Source organism: Tsukamurella sp. USMM236 (genome assembly GCF_037148755.1).
GTDB lineage: Bacteria > Actinomycetota > Actinomycetes > Mycobacteriales > Mycobacteriaceae > Tsukamurella.
The window spans coordinates 506,637-529,307 of record NZ_JBBCSS010000002.1 but is presented as its reverse complement, the minus strand read 5'-3'; the positions used below and the strand labels follow the sequence as shown (position 1 = coordinate 529,307).

Annotated in this window: 22 protein-coding genes; 18 read left to right on the top strand and 4 right to left on the bottom strand. The window is 71.5% G+C overall.

The window, feature by feature from the left end:
* Positions 1 to 27: 27 nt before the first annotated feature.
* Positions 28 to 747: a hypothetical protein gene (locus WFK95_RS08410; RefSeq protein WP_224644970.1), complete on the bottom strand. Its 720-nt coding sequence runs from the start codon at positions 745 to 747 to the stop codon at positions 28 to 30.
* Between the two features lie 152 nt (positions 748 to 899).
* On the opposite strand from WFK95_RS08410, the gene pdxS reads away from it, so the two are divergent.
* The 12 genes from pdxS to WFK95_RS08350 all read left to right on the top strand — a co-directional run bounded on the left by pdxS (position 900) and on the right by WFK95_RS08350 (position 12,878).
* Positions 900 to 1,832, top strand: a complete 933-nt coding sequence (pdxS, locus tag WFK95_RS08405) for a pyridoxal 5'-phosphate synthase lyase subunit PdxS (protein ID WP_224644971.1) — start codon at positions 900 to 902, stop codon at positions 1,830 to 1,832.
* 96 nt (positions 1,833 to 1,928) lie between these two features.
* Positions 1,929 to 3,272, top strand: a complete 1,344-nt coding sequence (locus WFK95_RS08400) for an RDD family protein (RefSeq protein ID WP_336670433.1) — start codon at positions 1,929 to 1,931, stop codon at positions 3,270 to 3,272.
* Positions 3,269 to 4,072 (top strand): PP2C family protein-serine/threonine phosphatase, encoded by an 804-nt coding sequence (locus tag WFK95_RS08395; protein WP_224644973.1) that lies wholly within the window; start codon positions 3,269 to 3,271, stop codon positions 4,070 to 4,072. Before WFK95_RS08400 ends, WFK95_RS08395 begins: the two co-directional genes overlap by 4 nt.
* 20 nt (positions 4,073 to 4,092) lie before the next feature.
* On the top strand, positions 4,093 to 4,917 hold the full coding sequence (locus WFK95_RS08390) for an acyl-CoA thioesterase (protein ID WP_224644974.1): 825 nt from the start codon (positions 4,093 to 4,095) through the stop codon (positions 4,915 to 4,917).
* A gap of 27 nt (positions 4,918 to 4,944) precedes the next feature.
* The gene (pdxT, locus tag WFK95_RS08385) at positions 4,945 to 5,550 is read left to right on the top strand and encodes a pyridoxal 5'-phosphate synthase glutaminase subunit PdxT (RefSeq protein ID WP_224644975.1); all 606 of its coding nucleotides are present in this window, start codon (positions 4,945 to 4,947) and stop codon (positions 5,548 to 5,550) included.
* A gap of 37 nt (positions 5,551 to 5,587) precedes the next feature.
* Positions 5,588 to 6,970, top strand: coding sequence for a WS/DGAT/MGAT family O-acyltransferase (locus WFK95_RS08380; protein ID WP_336670721.1), 1,383 nt, complete (start codon positions 5,588 to 5,590; stop codon positions 6,968 to 6,970).
* Positions 6,971 to 7,015: 45 nt separating this feature from the next.
* Positions 7,016 to 7,771, top strand: coding sequence for a YebC/PmpR family DNA-binding transcriptional regulator (locus tag WFK95_RS08375; protein WP_224644976.1), 756 nt, complete (start codon positions 7,016 to 7,018; stop codon positions 7,769 to 7,771).
* Between the two features lie 69 nt (positions 7,772 to 7,840).
* Complete coding sequence (locus WFK95_RS08370) at positions 7,841 to 9,544, top strand: VanW family protein (RefSeq protein WP_336670432.1); 1,704 nt, start codon at positions 7,841 to 7,843, stop codon at positions 9,542 to 9,544.
* Positions 9,545 to 9,632: 88 nt separating this feature from the next.
* Entirely contained in the window at positions 9,633 to 10,220 is a 588-nt protein-coding gene (gene ruvC / locus WFK95_RS08365; RefSeq protein WP_224645189.1) for a crossover junction endodeoxyribonuclease RuvC, read from the top strand.
* Positions 10,217 to 10,816 (top strand): Holliday junction branch migration protein RuvA, encoded by a 600-nt coding sequence (gene ruvA / locus WFK95_RS08360; RefSeq protein WP_224644978.1) that lies wholly within the window; start codon positions 10,217 to 10,219, stop codon positions 10,814 to 10,816. The genes ruvC and ruvA overlap by 4 nt, the downstream gene beginning before the upstream one ends.
* Positions 10,817 to 10,867: 51 nt before the next feature.
* Positions 10,868 to 11,905: a Holliday junction branch migration DNA helicase RuvB gene (gene ruvB / locus WFK95_RS08355; RefSeq protein WP_224645190.1), complete on the top strand. Its 1,038-nt coding sequence runs from the start codon at positions 10,868 to 10,870 to the stop codon at positions 11,903 to 11,905.
* A 46-nt stretch (positions 11,906 to 11,951) separates the two neighbouring features.
* Positions 11,952 to 12,878 (top strand): SDR family oxidoreductase, encoded by a 927-nt coding sequence (locus tag WFK95_RS08350; protein ID WP_336670431.1) that lies wholly within the window; start codon positions 11,952 to 11,954, stop codon positions 12,876 to 12,878.
* Here WFK95_RS08350 and WFK95_RS08345 read toward each other — a convergent pair whose 3' ends face one another.
* From WFK95_RS08345 to WFK95_RS08335, 3 genes are all read right to left on the bottom strand, one after another.
* A complete protein-coding gene (locus WFK95_RS08345) occupies positions 12,879 to 14,861 on the bottom strand; it encodes a glycosyltransferase family 39 protein (protein WP_224644980.1) in 1,983 nt (660 codons plus the stop codon).
* Positions 14,858 to 16,111 carry a bifunctional glycosyltransferase family 2/GtrA family protein gene (locus tag WFK95_RS08340; RefSeq protein WP_336670430.1) on the bottom strand — a complete coding sequence of 418 codons (1,254 nt, stop codon included), beginning with the start codon at positions 16,109 to 16,111 and terminating at the stop codon, positions 14,858 to 14,860. The genes WFK95_RS08345 and WFK95_RS08340 overlap by 4 nt, the downstream gene beginning before the upstream one ends.
* Before the next feature lie 70 nt (positions 16,112 to 16,181).
* Positions 16,182 to 17,204 carry an AraC family transcriptional regulator gene (locus tag WFK95_RS08335; RefSeq protein WP_336670429.1) on the bottom strand — a complete coding sequence of 341 codons (1,023 nt, stop codon included), beginning with the start codon at positions 17,202 to 17,204 and terminating at the stop codon, positions 16,182 to 16,184.
* Positions 17,205 to 17,325: 121 nt separating this feature from the next.
* Between WFK95_RS08335 and WFK95_RS08330 the strand changes: the two genes are divergently transcribed.
* From WFK95_RS08330 to WFK95_RS08305, 6 genes are read left to right on the top strand one after another with little or no spacing between them, the layout of a single operon-like run.
* Positions 17,326 to 18,306, top strand: a complete 981-nt coding sequence (locus WFK95_RS08330; protein ID WP_336670428.1) for a quinone oxidoreductase family protein — start codon at positions 17,326 to 17,328, stop codon at positions 18,304 to 18,306.
* A 35-nt stretch (positions 18,307 to 18,341) separates the two neighbouring features.
* Positions 18,342 to 19,226 carry a TauD/TfdA dioxygenase family protein gene (locus tag WFK95_RS08325; RefSeq protein WP_336670427.1) on the top strand — a complete coding sequence of 295 codons (885 nt, stop codon included), beginning with the start codon at positions 18,342 to 18,344 and terminating at the stop codon, positions 19,224 to 19,226.
* A 52-nt stretch (positions 19,227 to 19,278) separates the two neighbouring features.
* Positions 19,279 to 20,331 carry a 3-keto-5-aminohexanoate cleavage protein gene (locus tag WFK95_RS08320; protein WP_336670426.1) on the top strand — a complete coding sequence of 351 codons (1,053 nt, stop codon included), beginning with the start codon at positions 19,279 to 19,281 and terminating at the stop codon, positions 20,329 to 20,331.
* 14 nt (positions 20,332 to 20,345) lie between these two features.
* Complete coding sequence (locus WFK95_RS08315) at positions 20,346 to 21,692, top strand: MFS transporter (protein ID WP_443081535.1); 1,347 nt, start codon at positions 20,346 to 20,348, stop codon at positions 21,690 to 21,692.
* Positions 21,689 to 22,279 carry an RBBP9/YdeN family alpha/beta hydrolase gene (locus tag WFK95_RS08310; protein ID WP_336670424.1) on the top strand — a complete coding sequence of 197 codons (591 nt, stop codon included), beginning with the start codon at positions 21,689 to 21,691 and terminating at the stop codon, positions 22,277 to 22,279. Before WFK95_RS08315 ends, WFK95_RS08310 begins: the two co-directional genes overlap by 4 nt.
* 20 nt (positions 22,280 to 22,299) lie before the next feature.
* A complete protein-coding gene (locus WFK95_RS08305; protein ID WP_336670720.1) occupies positions 22,300 to 22,668 on the top strand; it encodes a carboxymuconolactone decarboxylase family protein in 369 nt (122 codons plus the stop codon).
* Positions 22,669 to 22,671 lie beyond the last annotated feature (3 nt).

The window sequence follows — 22,671 nt, the reverse complement described above, 5'->3', positions numbered from 1 at the left end:
CGCGAAACGGGAGATCCCGACGACGTCCTATTCCGATCGGACGACCGGGCCGCCTGCCCCGGCTTCGACGGTGACGACACGGCCGTCGCGGTGCGCGGCCGTGAGCACACCGTCGGTGTCGCGCACCGCCCAGTTCTCCGCCCAATAGGTGTAGCCGGGCACCACATCACGGACCGGGATTCCCCAGAAGGCGTGGTCCGGCACCGTCTGCACCTCGATCTCGTGGTCGTGGAGCATCACGCGCCATCCGTTCCAACTGACCTCGGGAGACCAGTCAGACACCGGCCGGCGCACGATCACAGGCACCGTCTGCCAGCCGTCCCGGATGTCCCAGATCCCCGGAGGGCAGTCAGGAGCGGCGAAGGCGTCACGTGCGGTTGCCGCGTCTGTGACGACGAACAGCTCGAAGGCGTGCGGGTCCTCGAGTTCCAGCCACCCAGCATCGATCGAGATGAATCGGCCGGAGTGGTCGATGAAGGTGCCCCCGACGGTGAACATCCAGTCGATCGCCATGTCGACTTCGTCAGCGACCGGACCGTGGATCACGAACTCCTCGGTTGATGCGCTGATCCGAGGGAGCGCCCCGTGCGCGATGTCGTCCGCAGTGAGGTACTCGTCCTCGCCGTCCGGCGACGGCGCCAGGGACCAGCGGTTCACGAAGTCCTCGACGGCCTCGGGCGCGAAGCCCGGTCCGACTTGAAGATCCGTGTCGATGAGGAATGGAAGTACGCCGACGGTGATGCTCATGGACGCGGCGTAGCCCTGCGTGGATGCCTACACATGCCGCCACTGTATCGACGATGTCGTGAAGTGCATGTCGTCTGCACTGTCCGGGTGAGCGCGCCCCGGCGACCCGGGCTGGGAAGCGCGCACCGTCATCGGGAATACTGGAGCCCCACATGTCCCAGCTACGAGGAGACCCATCAGTGACCACTGATCCCCAGACCGCACCCGTCACCGGCACCGCACGCGTCAAGCGCGGCATGGCCGAGATGCTCAAGGGCGGCGTGATCATGGACGTGGTGACCCCCGAGCAGGCGAAGATCGCCGAGGACGCCGGTGCGGTCGCGGTCATGGCGCTCGAGCGCGTGCCCGCCGACATCCGCGCGCAGGGCGGTGTCAGCCGCATGTCCGATCCGGACATGATCGACGGCATCATCGAGGCCGTCAGCATCCCGGTCATGGCGAAGGCCCGCATCGGCCACTTCGTCGAGGCGCAGATCCTGCAGGCCCTCGGCGTGGACTACATCGACGAGTCCGAGGTCCTGACCCCGGCCGACTACGCCAACCACATCGACAAGTTCGCCTTCACGGTGCCCTTCGTCTGCGGCGCGACCAACCTGGGTGAGGCGCTGCGCCGCATCACCGAGGGCGCGGCGATGATCCGCAGCAAGGGTGAGGCCGGCACCGGCGACGTCTCGAACGCGACCACGCACATGCGCAAGATCCGCGACGAGATCCGCCGCCTGACCTCGCTGCCCGAGGACGAGCTGTACGTCGCGGCCAAGGAGCTGCAGGCCCCGTACGACCTGGTCGTCGAGGTCGCCAAGAACGGCAAGCTGCCCGTCACCCTGTTCACCGCGGGCGGTATCGCCACCCCGGCGGACGCGGCGATGATGATGCAGCTGGGCGCCGAGGGCGTCTTCGTCGGCTCCGGCATCTTCAAGTCGGGCAACCCGGAGCAGCGCGCCAAGGCGATCGTCGCCGCCACGACCTTCTACGACGACCCCGGCAAGCTCGCCGAGGTCTCCCGTGGGCTGGGCGAGGCGATGGTCGGGATCAACGTCGACGACATCCCGCAGCCGCATCGCCTGGCGGAACGCGGCTGGTAACGGCATGTCGCCCGCCGGTGTCCGACGATTCGCGCTAGCGTCGAGATGCGCGTGTCGGGCAGACGCGGGATCGAAGTGGAAGCAGTGAGGCGGAGGATGTCAGACCAAGCAACGGCCAGGGCCACCCGGGGGTACGGGGCCCAGACGTCCCTGGGCGGGTCGCAGGTGGAGGCCGCGCCCAACGTGTTGCGCGTGCTCGCGTACATCGCGGACCTGTGTCTCGCATCGGCGGTGGTTGCCATCGCCCTGATCGTCAACGTCGTGGCCGGGCTCGAGCTCGGCTGGGTGTTCCTCGGCGTCGGGGCCGCGGTCGCGATCATCGCGTCGATCGTGCTGCACGGCGTCTACGGCGCCAGCCCCGGCAAGCTGCTCGCGGGCCTCAAGGTGGTCGACGCGAACTCCCACCGCCCGATCGGCTTCCCGTCGTCCGCGATCCGCTCGGTCGTCTTCAACGTCCTGGCGCCGCTCGTCTACCTCCCGGCCTGGTCGATCCTCGCCGACGGTGGCCGCCGTGGTGTCCACGAGAAGGCCTCCACGTCGACCGTGGTCGACGATGCCGACGTCGCGATCCCGGCCCGCGCGCAGGCACCCGCACCGTCGGGCCCGCTCGGCGGCCTCGTGACCGGCGATTCCGACAACACACTGCAGCGCATCCCGACCCCGCTGCCGGAGGAGACCCGCGTCGACGCGGTCGCCGCCGGCGCGGCCACCGAGGTCGTCGAGACCGGGGAGCCGCGCGAGCGGCTGCAGCCGCCGTCGCTCCCGCCGCTCCCGGACGACGTGCCGGGCCTGCGCCCGATCCCGCCGCGCTTCGGCCCGCCGCCCACCGAGGGCGACGAGCCCACGACCGGCTTGCCGCCCGCCGCGGCCTTCGCGCCCCCGCCGGCGCAGGCCTCGCAGCCGCAGCCGCCCCAGCAGTTCGCCCCGCGCCCCAGCGGGCCCACCGGTCCCAGCGGTCAGCCGCGCGGGCCGGTGCAGGGCCAGCCGCCCGTCGGCCCGCCCGCCGGCCGGCCGGTCGCGCCCCAGGGCGGTCAGCCGCTCCAGGGGCAGCCGCAGCAGGGCCAGCCCCAGCAGCCGCGCCCGGCGGCGCCCGCCCCCGCGGGCGGGGCGCCGATCGTCCTGCGCTTCGACGACGGTCACTCGGTCGACGTCCGCGGCGACGGCATCATCGGCCGCGAGCCGGTCGTCCCGCCCAGCGCGGACCCGGCGAAGGTCACCAAGCACGTGCTGGTCGACGACACCGCCTCGGTGTCGAAGACCCACTTGCTGTTCGGCATCACCCGCGGTGAACTGTGGGTGGAGGACGTGGGCTCGACCAACGGATCCGCGATCGCCCTCGGCGATTCGTGGACCGAGCTCACCAAGGGAGTCAGGTACGCCGTGGAGAAGGGCAGCGTCGTGCACATGGGTCAGCGCAGTTTCAAGGTGTTCGGCGGATGACGGCAGAAGCGGGGGAGGCGCGCTCCGAGATCGTCTACGGGGTGCAGGGCGGCGTCTCCATGAAGTGGGTCGCCATCAGTAATCCCGGTCGGGTGCGCCTGACCAACGAGGACGGTGCGCTCACCGGCCCCGGCATGTTCCTGCTCGCCGACGGCATGGGCGGCCACGACGCCGGCGAGGTGGCCTCTGCGGCCGCGCTCGAGGCGCTGGCCGAGGTCTTCGGCCCCGAGCCGGCCGACGCTCAGGTCGTGATGGAGCAGGTCGTCGACCGGCTGCGTGACGCGCACGCCGCGATCGAGGCCATCGACTCGGAGACCGGCAAGCGTGCGGGCACCACGGTGACCGGCGTCCTGCTCACCACCTACGAGGGCGTGCCGCACTGGCTGGTGGTCAACATCGGCGACTCGCGCACGTACCGGCTCGCGGAGGGCTACTTCGAGCAGCTCACGGTCGACCACTCGCAGGTCCAGGAGCTCATCAACGGCGGCTTCCTCAGCCCCGAGCAGGCCCGCGTCGACCCGCGCCGCAACGTCATCACCCGCGCACTGGGTGCCGGCATGGAGCCCGACGCGGACTTCTGGATCGTGCCGGCCCAGCCGCACGAGAAGCTGCTCGTGTGCTCCGACGGCCTCAACGGCGAGCTCACGGACGACGAGATCCGGCAGATCCTCGAGAGCGACGTGCCGATCGACGAGTGCGCCGACCAGCTCGTCGCCGCGGCGCTCAACGCCGGCGGCCGCGACAACGTCACGGTGATCGTGGTGGACGCCACCACGGAACCGACCGATCCGGACTGGTGACCTGAGTAGAGTCATCCCTCGTGGCTGACATCGAAGCGCTGCTGAGTCTCGAGCAGATCGACCGCGACATCTTCCGCGGCATTCACGCACCGTCGGTGCTGGTCCGGACGTTCGGCGGCCAGGTGGCCGGCCAGGCCCTGCGGTCGGCGATCGAGACCGTCCCGGACGCCATGCAGGTGCACTCGCTGCACGGCTACTTCCTGCGCCCCGGCAACCCGGACGCCGACACGGTGTTCCTCGTGGATCGCATTCGCGACGGCCGGTCCTTCTGCACGCGCCGCGTCAACGGCGTCCAGAACGGCGAGGCGATCTTCTCCATGTCGGCCTCCTTCCAGCTGCCGGGGCAGGAGGGCATCGAGCACGCCGACGAGATGCCGCCGACGCAGGACCCCGAGTCGGTGCTGAGCCCGCGGGAGGACCCCAACGCCACCCGCGAGAGCCTCGGGCTGTTCGAGGAGTGGAGCGACTGGGACATCCGGATCGTGCCGCAGGACGAGACGGTCCCGTACGTCGGCCGGGCGGTGCACCAGCAGGTCTGGTTCCGGCATATCAAGCGCCTGCCCGACGATCTGAACATCCACGTCAGCGCCCTGGCGTACATGAGCGACATGACCTTGCTCGGCTCCGCGCGGGTTGCGCACCCGGGCGTCGACACCCAGGTCGCCTCCCTCGACCACGCCATGTGGTTCCTGCGCCCCTTCCGCGCCGACGAGTGGCTGCTCTACGACCAGACATCCCCGTCCGCGGGCGGTGGGCGCGCCCTCACGGCGGGCCGGATCTTCGCCCAGGACGGCACGCTCGTCGCCGTCGTCATCCAGGAGGGCCTGCACCGCTTCCGGGCGTGACCGCGCCGCCGCTTAGGCTGGCTCCCCGTGACCGTACGGATCGGAGTCCTCGCTCTCCAGGGTGACGTGCGCGAGCACCGCCACGCGCTCGAGGCGGCGGGAGCCGCCACGACGACGGTGCGGACGGCGGCGGACCTCGCCGCCGTCGACGGCATCGTCATCCCCGGTGGGGAGTCGACCACCATCAGCCGGCTGCTCGGCGTCTTCGACCTGTTCGACCCGCTCCGCGAGGCGCTCGCCGGCGGGCTCCCGGCCTACGGCTCGTGCGCGGGGATGATCCTTCTGGCCTCGGAGGTGCTCGACACCCGTCCCGACGCCCGGTGCCTCGGCGCCATCGACATGACGGTGCGTCGGAACGCCTTCGGCAGGCAGGTCGACTCCTTCGAGACCGACCTCGCGGTCGAGGGCGTCGACGGCGATCCCGTGCGCGCGGTCTTCATCCGCGCGCCGTGGGTGGAGCGGGTCGGCGAGGGCGTCGAGGTGCTGGCGAGGGTGCCTGCGGAGGCCGGCCCGACGGCGGGTACGGTTGTCGCTGTTCGACAGGGTGTGACGATGGCCACATCCTTCCATCCCGAGGTCACGGGCGATCTGCGGATCCACCGTCGCTTCGTGGACATCGTCCGGCGGGGATGACACCGCCGCCGCAGAGGGGAGTGGCGTCGTGAGCTACATGCCGGTGACCGATTCGATGTTCCTGATGGCGGAGTCCCGCGAGCATCCGATGCACGTCGGCGGTCTGCAGTTGTTCACGCCGCCCGAGGGCGCGGGACCCGATTTCGTGCGCTCCGTGGTCGAGACGATGCGCTCGCACGTCGCCGTGAGCGAGAAGTTCGGTCGCCGGCCCGCCGACCCCGTCGGGATCCTCGGCAACACCTGGTGGTCCGAGGTCGACTCCATCGACCTCGAGTACCACGTCCGGCACTCCGCTCTGCCCCAGCCGGGCCGCATCCGCGAGCTCTTCCAGCAGGTCTCGCTGTGGCACGAGACCCTGCTCGACCGGCACCGTCCGATGTGGGAGGTGCACGTCATCGAGGGCCTCGAGGACGGGCGCTTCGCGGTCTACTCCAAGGTCCACCACTCGCTGGTCGACGGGGTCTCCGCGCTGCGGTACATGACCCTGGCGCTCTCGCCCGACCCCGACGACCGCGAGGGCCGCGTCGTCTGGCAGCCCGGTCTCGGGCGCCGCCGGAAGCCGGAGACGGCGGCGGCACCGTCGAAGGGGGGCCTGCCGTTCAACCCGCTCAGCGCGGCGAAGCAGATCGGCGGCCTCACCGGCGAGGTGCTGGGCATGCTGCCCGCCTCGATGAAGGTCGCGGGCACGTCGATCCGCGACCACGACTACAAGGCGCCCTTCCAGGCCCCGCACACCATCTTCAACGTGCCGATCGGCGGCGCGCGGCGGTTCGTCGCGCAGTCGTACTCCCTGGACCGGATCGACGCGGTCCGGAAGAAGGCCGGCGCCACGGTCAACGACATCGTCCTCGCCATGTGCGGTGCCGCGCTCCGGGCGTACCTGCTGGAGCTGAACGAGCTGCCGGACCGGTCGCTGACGGCGATGGTGCCGGTCTCGCTGCACAAGGAGGGCGCCGAGTCGTCGTCGAACGCCGTCGGCGCCGTGATCTCGACGCTGGCGACCGACCTCACCGACCCGGCCGCACGCGTCACCGCGATCCAGGACTCGGTGCGCGCCGCGCGCAAGGTGATGGGGGAGTTGTCCCCGCTGCAGGTGTTGGCGTTGAGTGCGGCCAACATCGCGGGCCTCGCGCCGGGCATGCTGCCCGGGTACCGGGGCGTCGCGCGTCCGCCGTTCAACCTGGTCATCTCGAACGTCCCGGGGCCGCGCGAGGCGATGTACTGGAACGGCGCGCACCTCGACGGCGTGTACCCGGCGTCGATCCCGTGGGAGGGCCAGGCGGTGAACATCACCATCTGCACGAACAACCGGAATCTCGAGTTCGGGATCACCGCGTGCCGGACGTCGGTCCCGCACGTGCAGCTCCTCATCCACCACCTCGAGGACGCGTTGACGGAGCTGGAGAAGGCTTTCACGTAAACTCGCAGGGTTGATGCAGCGCACCCGAACGGAATCGAGGGATCGATGAGCGGCCATTCCAAATGGGCCACCACCAAGCACAAGAAGGCGGCGATCGACGCCAAGCGCGGCAAGCTGTTCGCCAAGCTGATCAAGAACATCGAGGTCGCCGCCCGGACCGGTGGTAGCGATCCCGACGGCAACCCCACGCTCTACGACGCCATCCAGAAGGCGAAGAAGACCTCGGTCCCCAACGACAACATCGAGCGGGCCCGCAAGCGCGGCGGTGGCGAAGAGGCCGGCGGCGCCGACTGGCAGACCATCATGTACGAGGGCTACGGCCCCAACGGCGTGGCGGTGCTGATCGAGTGCCTCACCGACAACCGCAACCGCGCCGCCGGTGAGGTCCGCGTGGCGATGACCCGCAACGGCGGCAACATGGCCGACCCGGGCTCGGTCTCGTACCTGTTCACCCGCAAGGGCATCGTCACCCTGGACAAGAACGACCAGGCCGAGGACGACGTGCTCATGGCCGTGCTCGACGCGGGCGCCGAGGAGATCAGCGACCTGGGCGACCAGTTCGAGATCATCTCCGAGCCCACCGACCTCGTCGCGGTCCGCAGCGCCCTGCAGGAGGCCGGCATCGACTACGAGTCGGCGGAGTCCGGCTTCCGCGCGTCGGTCGAGGTCCCCGTCGACGCCGACGGTGCACGCAAGGTGTTCAAGCTGGTCGACGCGCTGGAGGACAGCGACGACGTGCAGAACGTGTACACCAACGTCGACATCTCCGACGAGGTCCTCGCGGAGCTCGACGAGGACTGAGTGCCCTGAGATTGCCGTATCGCATCGCCCCTACTGTGCGGTAATAATGCGTCAGGATATTCTCAGGTTGTGACTTCCACCCGAACAGCGCTGCGGCGCGCCCCGGCCCTGGCTCTGGTGGCGGCCCTGCTGCTCGGGGCCGGCGGTGCCGCCGTCTGGGAGTCGGGGCGCGCCGAGACCGTCCACGGGGCCACCGCGGTGGGCGTGGAGTTCGGGGCGCTGGGACGCGACGATGCGACCCACCGCCTCGACGGCGCCGCCAAGCGGGTGGACGCGGAGCCGATCACGCTCCGCACCGCCAAGGGCGAGGTCCGGCTCCAGCCCGCACAGCTGGGGCTGACCATGGACGTGCCGGGCACCGTGCAGCGCGCGATCGACGAGCGCTCGCCGCTGCGCGACCTGATCGGCCTGGTCAGCGACCGGCACGTGCACCCCGCGTCCACGCTGAACCGGCAGGTCTTCGACGCCGCGATCACGAAGGCCGCCGGCGCCCTGACCTCGGAGGCCGGCGACGGCGCCGTGATCTACCGGGGCGGCAAGCCGGTGGCCGTCGAGCCCAAGGCCGGCGACAGGATCGACCTGGGCAAGGCGGCCGAAGCCGTCGCCGCCGCCTGGCCCGACTCCACCGACATCACCGTCCCCACGCAGGCCGTGACGCCCACCGTCTCCGCGGACGTGGTGCGCTCCGTCGCCACCGGGGCCGCCGCACAGGCGGTCGCCTCCGACGTCGTCCTGCGGCGCGACGCCGCGGGACAGGTGGCCGCTGGCACCGTCGGCCGCGTCTCCGGGGCCGACATCGGCACGTTCCTGTCCTTCCAGCCCGACGGTGCCGGCAACCTCGCGCCCAAGGTCGACCGGGAGGCCGCGAAGAAGGTCCTCGGCTCGCGGCTCGAATCCGCCGTCGCCAAGCCGAAGGACGCGAGCTTCGACCTCTCGGGCGGCACCCCGACGGTGACCGAGGCCGTCCCGGGCCGCGAGGTCGTGTGGGATCCGACGATCGACGCCGTCACCAAGGCGGTCACCGAGCAGTCCACCCAGGGCCGCACGGCGACCGCGCAGTTCAAGGCCGTCGAGCCCAAGGTCTCGACCGCGAAGGCCAAGGAACTCGGCGTGCGCGAGGTGGTCAGCGAGTTCTCCACCGGCGGCTTCAGCGACGCCTCGGGAGTGAACATCCGCCGCGTCGCGCAGCAGGTGAACGGCGCCGTGGTGCTGCCCGGCGAGACCTTCTCCCTCAACGGCTACACCGGCCCCCGCGGCACCGCGCAGGGCTACGTCGAGTCCGGCATCATCAACAACGGCCGCCCCGACAAGGCCGTCGGCGGGGGCATCTCGCAGTTCGCGACCACGCTGTACAACGCGGCCTACTTCGCCGGCCTCGAGGACGCGGGCCACACCGAGCACAGCTACTACATCTCGCGGTACCCCGAGGCACGCGAGGCCACCGTCTTCGAGGGCGCGATCGACCTGCAGTTCCGCAACGACACCCCCTACGGCATCGTGATCGAATCCAGCGCGGGCTCGTCGTCGGTGTCGGTGCGGATGTGGAGCACCAAGACCCGCGAGGTGTCGTCGAGCACCGGCTCCCGCAGCCTGCCGACGCAGCCGTCGACCATCCGGCTCGCGAAGGGGCCGCACTGCGTCGCCAGTACCGGGCAGCCCGGCTTCACCACCAGCAACACCCGCACGATCACCGACGCCCGGAGCGGCAACGTCATCTCCCGGCACACCCGCACCGTCAAGTACGACCCGGTGCCCACCGTCATCTGCGAGTAGCGGGCGCGTCGCTGCCTCCCGGCATCGGGCGGGCGGGTATGCTCTCGAACAAAGGTTTGACTGTTCGACGGTGCGCGGAGGTACGGCGATGCGGGTGATGGGGGTGGACCCCGGGCTCACGCGCTGCGGCCTGTCGGTGGTCGAGACGGGCGCGGGCCGCAAGGTCACGGCGCTCGACGTCGACGTCGTCCGCACGCCCGCGACGATGCCGCTCGCGGAGCGGCTGCTGGCGGTGTGGACCGCGGCGGAGTTCTGGATGGACACCCACGAACCCGACGTGATCGCGGTCGAGCGGGTCTTCGCGCAGCACAACGTCTCCACGGCGATGGGCACCGCGCAGGCGGGCGGCGTCGTCGCGCTCGCCGCTGCGCGCCGCGGCATCGACGTGCACTTCCACACCCCGTCGGAGGTGAAGGCGGCCGTCACGGGCAACGGCAACGCGGGCAAGGCGCAGGTGACGGCGATGATCACCCGGATCCTCGGGCTGCAGAAGGCGCCGGAGCCCGCGGACGCCGCGGACGCCCTCGCCCTCGCCGTCTGCCACAGTTGGCGGGCGCCGATGATCGCGCGGATGGCCGAGGCGGAACGTCGTGCGGCGGAACAGAAGAAGGTCTTCGAGCAACGGCTCGCGGCGCAGCGCCGCGCGGCGAAGAAGGTGACGGGGGGAGTGCGATGATCGCGTCGCTGCGCGGCGAGGTACGGCACATCGGTCTGGATCACGTGGTGATCGAGTGCGGCGGCGTGGGCTACAAGGTCCTCGTCGCGCCGAACACCGCGGGTGCGCTCACCCGGGGCAACGAGGGCTTCCTGCTCACGTCGATGGTCGTGCGCGAGGACTCGCAGACCCTCTACGGCTTCACCGATGGACCTCAGCAGGAGCTGTTCCACCTGGTGCAGACGGTGCAGGGCGTGGGGCCCCGGCTCGCCATGGCGGCCATCGCGGTCCTCGATCCCGCGCAGATGCAGACCGCGATCGCGGCGGGCGACCTCAAGACGCTGTGCCTGATCCCCGGGATCGGCAAGCGGGTCGCCGAGCGCATCCACGTCGAGCTCAAGGACAAGGTCTCGGCCGCGCCGTCCGACGGCGGCGGCGCCACCGGGGCGACGGTGCCGGCGGGCGGCGTCTCCCAGCAGCTCCTCGACGCCCTGGAGGGCCTGGGGTTCACTGCGAAGCAAGCCGAACCGGCGGTCGCCGCGGCCGTGGAGGCCGGGCCCGACAAGTCCGTCTCCGAACTGCTGCGCGACGCCCTGAAGTCCCTGGGACGCGGGTAGATGCACTACGACGACGAGGTGGGCAGCGAGTTCGACGAGGCCGAGGGCATCATGGGCCCGGCGGCGCTCACGGGCGACGACACCGAGTCGCTGCGCCCGAAGTCGCTCGACGAGTTCATCGGGCAGCCCAAGGTCCGCGAGCAGCTGCAGCTGGTCCTGCACGGCGCGAAGCTCCGCGGCGGCACCCCCGACCACATCCTGCTCTCCGGCCCGCCCGGCCTGGGCAAGACCAGCCTCGCGATGATCATCGCGGGCGAGCTGGGTACGGCACTGCGGGTCACGTCCGGCCCCGCGCTCGAGCGCGCCGGCGACCTCGCGGCGATGCTGTCGAACCTCGTCGAGGGCGACGTGCTGTTCATCGACGAGATCCACCGCATGGCCCGCCCGGCCGAGGAGATGCTCTACCTCGCGATGGAGGACTTCCGGGTCGACGTGGTGGTCGGCAAGGGCCCCGGCGCCACCTCCATTCCGCTCGACGTGGCGCCGTTCACGCTGGTCGGGGCCACCACCCGGTCCGGCGCGCTCACGGGCCCGCTGCGCGACCGGTTCGGCTTCACCGCCCACATGGACTTCTACGAGACGGCCGATCTGGTCCAGGTCATCGAGCGCAGCGCGAAGATCCTCGGTATCACCATCGACCGGGAGGCCGCCGCGGAGATCGGCAGCCGCAGCCGCGGTACGCCCCGCATCGCCAACCGTCTGCTCCGCCGCGTCCGCGACTTCGCCGACGTCCGTGCCGACGGGACGGTCACCGTCGACGTCGCACGCGGGGCGCTCAAGGTCTACGACGTCGACGAGCTCGGCCTCGACCGCCTCGACCGCGCCGTGCTCGGCGCACTGATCCGCAGCTTCGGGGGTGGGCCCGTGGGTGTCTCGACGCTGGCCGTGGCCGTCGGCGAGGAGCCCGGCACCGTCGAGGAGGTGTGCGAGCCCTTCCTCGTGCGCGCCGGCATGCTGGCCCGCACCCCGCGCGGCCGCGTCGCGACGATGGCCGCCTGGCACCATCTCGGCCTGGAGCCTCCGGCGGGGGCACTCGCCACGGGCATCGAGGTCCGCGCCGACGTCGACCCGGACGAACGCCTCTTCTGACGCCTGTTCCCGGCCTGCGGCGCGGTCGAGCGGGTAGACAGGGGAGGTGGACCCGGTCGGGAAGGACCTGCGAGGCCGCGTGGCGGTCGTCGCCGGGGCGACGCGCGGCGCCGGCCGCGGCATCGCCGCAGGCCTCGCGGAACGGGGCGCGACCGTCGTGTGCACCGGCCGCAGCAGCCGCGACGGCGACCCGTCGATCACCTCCGACTACCCGCGGCGGGAGACGATCGAGGAGACGGCCGAGCTCGTGGACGCGCTCGGCGGCACCGGCGTCGCGGTGCAGGTCGACCATCTCGATCACGAGCAGGTCTCCCGCCTCGCGGACCGCCTGCGTGCCGAGTACGGGCGGATCGACGTGCTGGTCAACGACATCTGGGGCGGCGAGCTGCTCAAGGGGCCGCCGCCGACGTGGAACACGCCGCTGTGGCGACAGGACCTCGATGCCGGGCTGCGCCTGCTCCGCCTCGCCGTCGAGACGCACATCGTGACCGCCCACTTCCTGACACCGCTCCTCATCGAGCGCCCCGGCGGATCGCTCGTGGAGATCACCGACGGGACCGCTGATTTCAACGCCGACACGTACCGGATCTCGGTCTTCTACGACCTCGCCAAGGCGTCGGTGAACAGGCTCGCCTTCTCCCAGGGGCACGAGCTCGCCGAGTACGGCGCGGCCGCGGTCGCAGTGACCCCGGGATGGCTGCGCTCCGAGATGATGCTCGACGCCTACGGGGTCACCGAGGAGGACTGGCGGACCGCCCTCGCGGAGCGTCCGGGCCGACCCACCGCGCCGCCGGCCTTCGGATTCTCCGAGTCGCCCCGCTTCGTCGGCCGCGGGATCGCCGCGCTCGCGGCGGATCCCGGCCGGGATCGATGGAACCAGCGGTCCGTCAGCTCCGCGGAGCTCGCCGCCGCCTACGGGATCACCGACGTCGACGGCACCCGGCCCGACAGCTGGGCCGGGCGCCGCGACTGATCACGCCTTCGGCGCGGTGAGGTCGTAGACCGTGACCCCGTCGACGGTCCGCGACGGATAAGTCGCCTCCACCCACGACCGGATCTCGGCCGCCGTCCCGGATCCGCCGAAGCCGCCGAAGCCGCCACCGGACTCGGCCAGGAAGTAGTGGATCCTGCCGTCCCGCACGTAGTCCTGGAACTGCGCGAGCGTGGGGGAGGGATCGGTGCCGTTGAAGCCGCCGATGGGCATCACCGGCTTCTCCGTGGCGAGCTGGTAGCCCGCCGCGGCGTTCGCGCCGATCGTCGCCGCGACCCACGTGTAGCGGTCCGCGTCGGCGAGCAGGAGCGCGGTCACCTCGGGGCCGGCCGTACTGCCCATCAGGAACGACGGTCCGCCGCCCCGCTCGTCCCCGCCCGGCCCACCGGTGCGGGCACCGTCGGGCCGCGTGCCGCCGGCCGTACCGCCGACACCGATGGGCCGCTCCATCCGGCCCTTGGCCCCGCCCGGTCCGAAGCCGTGCCCGCTCGAGGGGCCCGCCGAGACGATGGCGCCCTGCCGCGGCGTCGCGATGGTCTCGACGGTGAAGGCCACCTGACCGGCGAGCGCGGTGAACAGGGCCGTCGCGGCGATCGCCCCGGCGAGGCGCCGGGTGCGCGCGACCGCGGGGAGCAGGGTCGCGAGGATCGCCACCGTCGAGGCGACCGCCGCCACGGCGATCGCCCAGCGCAGCCACGGATTCCATTCCGGTGTCTGGTCCAGGATGTACCAGGCCGTCGCGCCCGTCGCGGCGACGGCGAGGGCCGCGACCGTGCGGACCCAGGCCCGGTCACGCTCCCGCCAGCCCACGGCCACTCCGATCGCGACCAGCGCCGCGATCGCGGGCGCCAGGGCCACGGTGTAGTAGGCGTGGAAGATGCCCGCCATGAAGCTGAACGTGATCCCTGTGACGAGCAGCCATCCGCCCCAGGCGATCACGGCGGCGCGATCACCGTCCGTGCGCGGGGAACGACCGCGCAGGACGAGCACCAGGACGATCGCGATCAACGCCGCGGGGAGCAGCCAGGCGATCTGTCCGGCCTGCTCGGGCTGGAACATGCGCAGGACGCCGGCGTCGCCGAACATCCCGCCTCCGCGGTGCCCGGGCATCTCCATGCCGGCGGGGAGCTCGAAGCCCGCGGGCATCTCCATGCCGCCACGGCCCGGCCCGACGCTGCCCTTCTCGTTCCCGTTGAGCCGGCCGAGGCCGTTGTAGCCGAGCGTGAGCTCGAGGATCGAGTTGTTCTGCGAGCCGCCGATCCACGGCCGGGACGAGGCGGGCCACAGCTCGACGGTCAGCAGCCACCACCCGGCGGCGACGACCATCGCGGCGCCCGCGGCGAACAGCTGCGCGACGCGCTTGCCGAGTTTCGGTGGCCCGGCGACCAGGTAGGTCAGCGCCAGCCCTGGCACGATGAGCATCACGGCGAGCTGCTTGGTGAGGAAGCCCAGGCCCACGAAGGCGCCGCACGCGATGAGCCACCGCCACCGGCCGTCCTCGACGGCGCGCAGCATCGCCCAGGTCGCGGCGATCATGAGCAGCACGAGCAGGGCGTCCGGGTTGTTGAACCGGAACATCATGGCCGCCACCGGCGTGACGGCGAGCAGGAGGCCGGCGAGGAGGCCGGCGCCGGGGCCGGAGCGGCGGCGCACCGTCGCGTAGAGGAGCGCGACGGACGCGACGCCGAGCAGCGCCTGCGGAACCAGCATCGCCCAGGAGTTCACGCCGAACAGGCGGGTGGACAGTTCCATCACCCACAGCGAGGCGGGCGGCTTGTCGACGGTGATGGAGTTCGCGCCGTCCGAGCTGCCGAAGAACATGGCCTTCCAGCTGACGGTGCCCGCCTGCACGGCGGCCGAGTAGAAGGCGTTGGCCCACCCCGCCCGGCCGAGCGACCACAGGTAGGCGATCGCCGTCCCCACCAGGAGGACGGCGACCGCGATGCGCTCGCGGCTCTTGGTCACTGGAGCCCGGCCTTCGCCGAGGTCGCCGACCGGAAGATCAGGCGCAGGCCCAGGAACCGCGTCACGGTCGCGACCAGGTTCGCGACCACGAGCACGGCGAGCTGCACGCCGCGCCCGGCATCGGGGGCGACATGAGCGAGGACCGTGAGGCTGCCGGAGGTGAGCGCCCACGTGAGCAGGAAGACCGCCAGGCCCTGCAGGTGGTGCCGCGCCGCGCCCTCCCGGCCCCGCACACCGAAGGTGAAGGAGCGGTTGGCCGCGATGTTGCCGACCGCCGTGATCAGCAGGGCCGCGAAGTTCGCGCCCTGCGCCCCGATCAGCGGGTGCAGCATCAGGTAGAGGATCGCGTACGCGACGGTGCTCGCCACGCCGACCGCGGCGAACCGGGCCAGCTGACCCACCATGTTGCGCGGCACGCCCGCCAGCTGCGGTTCCTCGCGGCCGAGGGCGCGGCGCACGTTGTCGAGGGGGAGAGCGCCCCGGCCCAGTGCCCGCCCGACCCGGATCACGCCCTTGAGGTCCTTCTTCACGGTGTCGACGATGTCGACCCGGCTGTCGGGGTCGTCGGTCCAATCGACGGGGACCTCGTGGATCCGCAGGCCGGCGCGCTCGGCGAGCACCAGCAGCTCGGTGTCGAAGAACCACTCGCCGTCCTCGACCAGGGGCAGCAGCGCGCCGGCGACGTCGGTGCGGATGGCCTTGAAGCCGCACTGCGCGTCGGAGAACCGCACGCGCAGGGTGGTGTGCAGCAGCAGGTTGTAGCCGCGGGAGATGAGCTCGCGCTTCGGCCCGCGCACGACGTTCGCGCCCCGTCCGAGGCGGGTGCCGATCGCGAGATCGCTGTGGCCGGAGAGCAGGGGGGCGACCAAGGGATGCAGCGCCCTGAGGTCGGTCGAGAGGTCCACGTCCATGTACACGAGGACGCGCGCATCGGAATCCGCCCACACCCGGCGCAGGGCGCGGCCGCGCCCCTTGGCGTCGAGGTGCACGACGCGCACGCCGTCGATCGCGGCGGCGAGCGAGTGCGCCACGCGCAGGGTGTCGTCCGTGCTGGCGTTGTCGGCGATGGTGATCCGCGCCGGGATGTCGAGCTCGGCGTCGAGGTACTCGCGGAGCGTCTCCACGCAGTGCGCGATCGTGTGGGCCTCGTTGTAGACGGGGATCACGATGTCGAGGACGGGGGTCCCGGAGCGACCGGGCAGCGCGGCTCCGGTCTCGACCGTGCGGTCGGGTGCGGTCTCGGTTGTCATGGCAGCAACCCTCGGTCGCCGCGCTGGAGCTACCCTGCGGGCGGTCTGTGCACCTGCTGGGAGACGTCGTTCATCGGTCGCCGCCCGCCGCGGCGGCGCGCCATTGCCGGGGCGTGGTGTCGAACCGGCCGCGGAACCAGCGGGAGAAGTTCGACGGGCTGGAGAAGGCCAGGATGCCGGCGATCTCGGCGAACGAGTAGGTGCGTCCGGCGACCAGGTGTCGGGCCAGCGCGGCGCGGGCGTCGTCGACGACCTCGGTGAAGGTCGTGTCCTCGGCCGCGAGCCGCCGGTGGACGGTGCGCCGGTCCACCCCGAGGCTGCGCGCGACCTGCTCGGCGGAACACCGCCCGGTGGGGAGCAGCAGGTCGACGAGCTCGCGGATGCGGGCCGTCGCGTCCCGTCCGCGGGCGTCGCCGCCGTCGAGGAGCCTGCGGGTGTACTCGCGCAGCTGCGGGTCCGAGGTCGCGGTCGCGTGGTCGAGATCGCTCGCGGGAAGCCGGATCCCGTTGTGGTCGGCGTCGAAGTGCAGGGCGCCGCCGAACATCCGCCGCGCGGTCTCGACCCGCACCGGCGGGGGATGGCCGAAGGACACCGACAGGGGAGTCCAGTCCCGGCCGAGCAGCTCGCGCAGCACGCCGTACACCACGCCGACGGCGAGGTCGACGGCCTGCCGGTCGGGTGCGGGGCGCTCGAGGTCGAGTTCGACGCGCACGGTGGCGATCCCGTCGGCGACGGACAACCGGGTGTGCAGTGCCTCGTTGTACATCCGTTCGTGCCGGATCAGGACCTGCAGCGCGCTGCGGACGTCCGGCTCCTCCCGCAGCACCAGGCTGAGCGGGCCGAGGTGCGACAGCCGCCGAAGCTCCGCGAGGCGCAGCCCCAGGTCGTCCCGCCCGGTGACCGCCGCGGTGCGTTCGAGCAGGTCGTTCACCGCGTCCGCCGGGATCCAGCGGTCCTGGACCGTGACGCCGCTCGGGTCCAGCCCGCTCGCGCGGAGCAGCAGGCGCGGGTCGGCGCCCAGGGTGCGCGTGAGCTCGGAGAAGTTGGCCAGCGACGCGTAGCGCGCCAGGGGTCGCTTGGCTGTGACCACCATCACCTCCGTGTCCCGATGTGAATAGTCATCCGTCCCGTAGGGAACAGTTTACGCCGAACTTCGCTCGTACTGTCATCTGCATCACATCCCGAGAACCGCTCCGGCGAGAGGAATCCACGACATGGCGAACGCGATCCGCTTCCACGAGACCGGCGGACCCGACGTGCTGCGGCTCGACGACGTCGAGGTGGGCGCACCCGGTGTCGGCGAGGTGCGCGTGCGGCACCACGCCATCGGCCTGAACTTCGCGGACATCTACTACCGCACCGGCCTGTACCCGGTGCCCCTGCCGAACGGCATGGGCGTCGAGGCGTCGGGCGTCGTGGAGGAGGTGGGACCGGGCGTCGAGGGTTTCGCTCCCGGCGACCGCGTGACGTACACCTACACCGGAACGCCGCTCGGCGCGTACAGCACCGAGTTCGTGCTCCCGGCGCGGCACCTGATCCAGCTGCCCGACGGCGTGGACTTCACCACCGCCGCCGCCTGCACGATGCGCGGCCTCACCGCGGCGTACCTGATGCGGCGCATCCACCCGTACCGCGAGGGCGACACGATCCTGCTGCACGCGGCCGCAGGCGGCGTCGGGCTGATCGTCGCGCAGTGGGCGAAGCTGCTGGGCCTGACCGTGATCGGCACCGTCTCCACCGAGGAGAAGGCCGAGGTCGCCCGCGCGAACGGCGTGGACCACATCATCTACTACCGCCGCGAGGACACCGCGCAGCGCGTCCGCGAGCTGACCGGCGGGGCGGGCGTTCCCGTCGTGCTGGACAGCATCGGCGCGGCCACCGTCGAAGCGTCTCTGAACAGCCTCGCCAAGCGCGGCCTGCTCGTCTGCTTCGGGACGTCGTCCGGGCCGATCCCGCCGATCGACCCGATGCAGCTCGCCATCAAGGGCTCGCTGTTCGTCACGCGGCCGGGACTCGCCGACTACATCGCCGACCCCGCCGAGCGGGCCGACCTCGCGGGCGAGCTGTTCGGCCACATCGCGGCCGGCCGCATCACGATCCAGGTGGGGCAGACCTACCCGCTGGCCGACGCCGCCCGCGCACACAAGGAGCTCGAGTCCGGAGCTCTCACCGGATCGTCGATCCTTCTCCCCTGAACCCGAACTCCGAGAACGAGAAACCAGGCAGCACCATGACCGTCACCTCCGCCCCCCGGACCACCGGAACCATGCGCGCCCAGCGCCTCACCGCCCACATCGGTGCCGAAGTCACCGACGTGGACCTCGCCGAGGTGGCGCACGACGAAGCCCGGTTCGCCGAGCTGCGCACCCTGCTCGTCGAGCACAAGGTCCTGTTCTTCCGCGATCAGCCGATCAGTCGCGCCGATCACGTCGCCCTCGCTCGGCGCTTCGGCGACCTCGAGGACCACCCCGTGCTGGGCAGCGACCCCGAGCACCCCGGCCTGGTCCGCATCTACAAGGACCTCGACAGCGACCGCGAGGCGTACGAGAACTCCTTCCACTGCGACGCCACCTGGCGCGAGTGCCCGCCCTTCGGGTCCGTCCTGCGCTGCGTCGAGGGGCCCGAGGTGGGCGGCGACACCATCTGGGTCGACATGGTGGCCGCCTACAGCGCCCTCCCCGCGGAGGTCAAGGAGCGGATCGAGGGCCTGCGCGCACGGCATTCCCTCGAATCCAGCTTCGGGGCGCGCCTGCCGATCGAGCAGCGGCACGCCCTGCACGCGAAGTTCCCGGACGCCGAGCACCCCGTCGTGCGCACGCACCCGGAGACCGGCGAGAAGATCCTGTTCGTCAACTCCTTCGCGACCCACTTCACGAACTTCCACAACGACGCGAACGTCCGCTTCGGCTTCGACTACGCGCCCGGCGCCGGCGAGCTCCTGCAGTACCTGCAGCGCCAGGCCGCCGTGCCCGAGTTCCAGGTGCGCTGGCGCTGGACCCCGGACAGCTTCGCGATCTGGGACAACCGCTGCACCCAGCACTACGCCGTCCAGGACTACTGGCCGGCCGTGCGCCGGATGGAGCGCGCCGGCATCGTCGGCGACCGCCCGTACTGACCCCCACACACCGAGACACCCAGCCCCACAACCACGCACGAGGAGAACCATCATGCATTTCCACGACGACGCCCTGTTCCCCGAGGTTCAGGAGAAGCAGGTCATCACCGTCGCGCCGTACGGCCCCGAGTGGGAGCTCGACGACTTCCGCGAGGACCTGCCGCTCACCATGGAGCAGCACGTCCAGCAGGCCGTCGACTGCTACGAGGCCGGCGCCACCGTCCTGCACATCCACGTCCGCGAGGAGGACGGCCACGGCTCCAAGCGGCTGTCCAAGTTCAACGAGCTGCTCTCCGGCCTGCGCGAGGCCGTGCCGGACATGATCCTGCAGGTCGGCGGCTCGATCTCCTTCGCCCCCGAGGGCGAGGGCGCCGACGCCAAGTGGCTCTCCGACGACACCCGGCACATGCTGGCCGAGCTCGACCCCAAGCCCGACCAGGTCACCATCGCCATCAACACCAGCCAGATGAACATCATGGAGCTGATGACCGAGGGTGACATCGAGGGCACCTCCATGCAGCGCCCCGAGCTGTACGACACTTACCGCGAGATGACGGTGCCCGCCGGACCCGAGTGGGTCGAGGAGCACCTGCGCCGCCTGACCGCCAACGGCATTCAGCCGCACTTCCAGCTCAGCTCGATCCCACAGCTGGAGACCGTGGAGCGCCTGATCCGCCGCGGCAAGTACATGGGCCCGCTCAACCTCACCTGGGTCGGCATCGGCGGCGGTTTCGACGGCCCGAACCCGTACAACATCATGAATTTCATCAACCGCGTCCCCGACGGCGCGATCCTCACCCTCGAGACCCTGATGCGCTCGGTGCTCCCCGTGAACACCATGGCCATCGCGATGGGCCTGCACACCCGCTGCGGCAACGAGGACACCATCTGGGGCCGTCCCGGCGAGAAGATCAAGTCCGTCGACCAGGTCAAGCAGCTGGTGCGGATCAGCCACGAGCTCGGTCGCGACGTCGCCACCGGCAAGGAGGCCCGCGACATCTACCACATCGGCGAGCAGTACGGCTCCGTCGACGAGACCCTCGCCAAGCTGGGCTACGCGCCGAACCGGCAGCTCGGTCAGCTCGGATTCACGCAGCACGCCTGAACGGATGAATGACAATGGCCCTCATGACCACCCGCTCGGGTGACATCGAGGACTCCGACGGTACGCCGACGGGACCCGCGCGGTCCCGTCGGCGGATCTACCCGTGGGTGGTCTTCGCGCTCGCATTCGCACTGCTCCTGTCCGACTACATGTCCCGCCAGGTGCTCGCCGCGGTCTTCGTCCCGCTGGGGCAGGAACTGCACCTCGACAAGGCCCAGCAGGGCTCGCTCATCTCCGTGGTGGCGCTCATGGTCGGCGTGCTCACGCTGCCCGTGTCGATCCTGGCCGACCGCTGGGGCCGCGTCCGCAGCCTCGTTCTCATGGCCGTGATCTGGTCCGTCGCCACGCTGGCGTGCGCGTTCGCGCAGAACTACGAACAGCTCCTCGCCGCCCGCTTCATGGTGGGGGTCGGCGAGGCCGCGTACGGCAGCGTCGGTATCGCGTTGGTGCTCAGCCTGTTCGCGCCCCGCGTGCACGCCGCGCTCTCCGCGTCCTTCATGGCCGGCGGCTCCTTCGGCACCATGGTCGGCACCGGACTCGGCGGCCTCATCGCCGTCCACTTCGGCTGGCGCTGGTCCCTCGGCGCGATGGCCGTGCTCGGCCTGCTGCTCGTCGCCGTGTTCAAGGTCGTGGTCACCGAGGCCCGCGTCAAGCGGAACCAGGTCGACGAGGCCGGCGCGGCACCGTCGTGGGAGAACGCGGAACCCATCCGCGTGGCCCGCGCCCCCCTGTCGAGCCTGTTCACGAACTCGCCCGTCGTGTGCGCCTACATCGGCAGCGGCCTGCAGATGTTCATGGCCGCGGTCATGCTGACCTGGCTGCCCACGTACTTCAAGGAGGCCTACCACCTCTCGGTCGACAAGGCCGGCGGCGCGGCGGCGATGTTCGTGCTGCTGGTGGGCTCCGGAATGATCGTGTGCGGCTTCCTCGCCGACCGGTACAGCCTGAGTGACGGTACGCGGAAGTGGACGGCGGGCATCGCCTACTGCACCATCGCCTTCGTCGCGCTCATGATCGCCTTCCGGATGCCCACGGGCACCGCGCAACTCGTGCTCCTCGGCATCGGTGCGTTCTTCGCCGCGGGCAGCTCCGGCACGGCGGCCGCCATGGTCGCCTCGTTGACGCACCGCTCGGTGCAGGCCTCCGCCATGGGCACGCTCACGCTGGCGAACAACCTGCTCGGGCTCGCGCTCGCGCCCATCCTCATCGGCGCGCTCGCCGACCGGATGGGCCTTCTGGGCGCGCTGCAGCTGGCCCCGCTCGTCTACGTCCCCGCGGTGCTGTTCATGGTCTTCGGCAAACGGCTGCACCCGCGCGGGCTCGCGAAGCTGCAGGCCCTGAACGCGGAGCCGGCGCGGTGACCGGGCCCGTGCCCGTGATCGTTCCGGGCCTGCGGGGGAGCGCACCGTCGCACTGGCAGGAGCTGTACGCCGCCCGGACCGACGGCGCCGTCACGGTGCCCTTCCCGGCCGAGGCGGACTGGCACTCGATCGACGAGCGGACCCGGCTGCTGGGGGAGACCGTCGCCGCCGTCGACGGCCCGGTCGTCCTGGTGGCGCACAGCGCCGGCGTGCTCGCCGCGGTGCGGTGGATCCGCTCCCTGCCCGACGGTGCGCCCGAGCTCGGCCGGGTGGTGGGCGCGGTGCTCGCGACGCCCCCCGACTTCGGGGTCGACTGGCCGGAACCGCACCCGCGGCCCGCGGAGCTGTCCGCGGCCGGCTGGGAGCCGATCCCACGGCGGCGGTTGCCCTTCCCGTCGGTCGTCGCCGCCAGCCGGACCGACCCGCTGGCGCGGTACCGAGTGACCGCCGGGCTGGCCGAGGCGTGGGGGAGCAGGCTCGTCGACCTCGGCGACGCCGGGCACCTCAACCCGGCGTCGGGGTACGGCGAGTGGCCGCTGATCGACGAGCTGGTCGCGGAGCTCGTCGCCGCCGGGAGCCGGTCGTGACGGAGTCGGTGGTCGGCGCCATGCGCGACGCCGGTCACTGGAATCCGATGTGGGACGGCGTCGCCGAGCTCGACCCGGAGTGGACGGAGTCCTTCATGCGGACCACGATGAGCACCTACCGGGGCGGGGTCCTCACCCCGCAGGTGGTGGAGCTGTTGTGCATCGCGGTCGACGCGGCCTGCACGCACCTCTACGCGCCGGGCGTCCGCCGGCACATGCGGGCGGCGCTCGACCTGGGCGTCGAGCCGCGCGAGATCCTCGAGGTGCTCAAGCTCGCGACCACGGTGGGCGTGCACTCGATCAACGTCGGCGCGCCGATCCTCATGGAGGAGCTGGAGGCACGGGAGCGCGCCTCCGGCGACCGCGGAGCGGCCCCGGACGGCGAATAGGCC

Excerpts from the sequence above, each read along its gene's own strand:
- WFK95_RS08325 (WP_336670427.1), top strand. The coding sequence starts at position 18,342 with ATGACCGTCACCTCCGCCCCCCGGACCACCGGAACCATGCGCGCCCAG.
- WFK95_RS08335 (WP_336670429.1), bottom strand. The coding sequence starts at position 17,204 with ATGGTGGTCACAGCCAAGCGACCCCTGGCGCGCTACGCGTCGCTGGCC.
- ruvA (WP_224644978.1), top strand. The coding sequence starts at position 10,217 with ATGATCGCGTCGCTGCGCGGCGAGGTACGGCACATCGGTCTGGATCAC.
- WFK95_RS08375 (WP_224644976.1), top strand. The coding sequence starts at position 7,016 with ATGAGCGGCCATTCCAAATGGGCCACCACCAAGCACAAGAAGGCGGCG.
- WFK95_RS08330 (WP_336670428.1), top strand. The coding sequence starts at position 17,326 with ATGGCGAACGCGATCCGCTTCCACGAGACCGGCGGACCCGACGTGCTG.
- ruvC (WP_224645189.1), top strand. The coding sequence starts at position 9,633 with ATGCGGGTGATGGGGGTGGACCCCGGGCTCACGCGCTGCGGCCTGTCG.
- WFK95_RS08380 (WP_336670721.1), top strand. The coding sequence starts at position 5,588 with ATGCCGGTGACCGATTCGATGTTCCTGATGGCGGAGTCCCGCGAGCAT.
- pdxS (WP_224644971.1), top strand. The coding sequence starts at position 900 with ATGTCCCAGCTACGAGGAGACCCATCAGTGACCACTGATCCCCAGACC.
- WFK95_RS08340 (WP_336670430.1), bottom strand. The coding sequence starts at position 16,111 with ATGACAACCGAGACCGCACCCGACCGCACGGTCGAGACCGGAGCCGCG.
- WFK95_RS08395 (WP_224644973.1), top strand. The coding sequence starts at position 3,269 with ATGACGGCAGAAGCGGGGGAGGCGCGCTCCGAGATCGTCTACGGGGTG.
- WFK95_RS08400 (WP_336670433.1), top strand. The coding sequence starts at position 1,929 with ATGTCAGACCAAGCAACGGCCAGGGCCACCCGGGGGTACGGGGCCCAG.
- WFK95_RS08315 (WP_443081535.1), top strand. The coding sequence starts at position 20,346 with ATGGCCCTCATGACCACCCGCTCGGGTGACATCGAGGACTCCGACGGT.
- ruvB (WP_224645190.1), top strand. The coding sequence starts at position 10,868 with ATGGGCCCGGCGGCGCTCACGGGCGACGACACCGAGTCGCTGCGCCCG.
- WFK95_RS08305 (WP_336670720.1), top strand. The coding sequence starts at position 22,300 with ATGCGCGACGCCGGTCACTGGAATCCGATGTGGGACGGCGTCGCCGAG.
- WFK95_RS08320 (WP_336670426.1), top strand. The coding sequence starts at position 19,279 with ATGCATTTCCACGACGACGCCCTGTTCCCCGAGGTTCAGGAGAAGCAG.
- WFK95_RS08410 (WP_224644970.1), bottom strand. The coding sequence starts at position 747 with ATGAGCATCACCGTCGGCGTACTTCCATTCCTCATCGACACGGATCTT.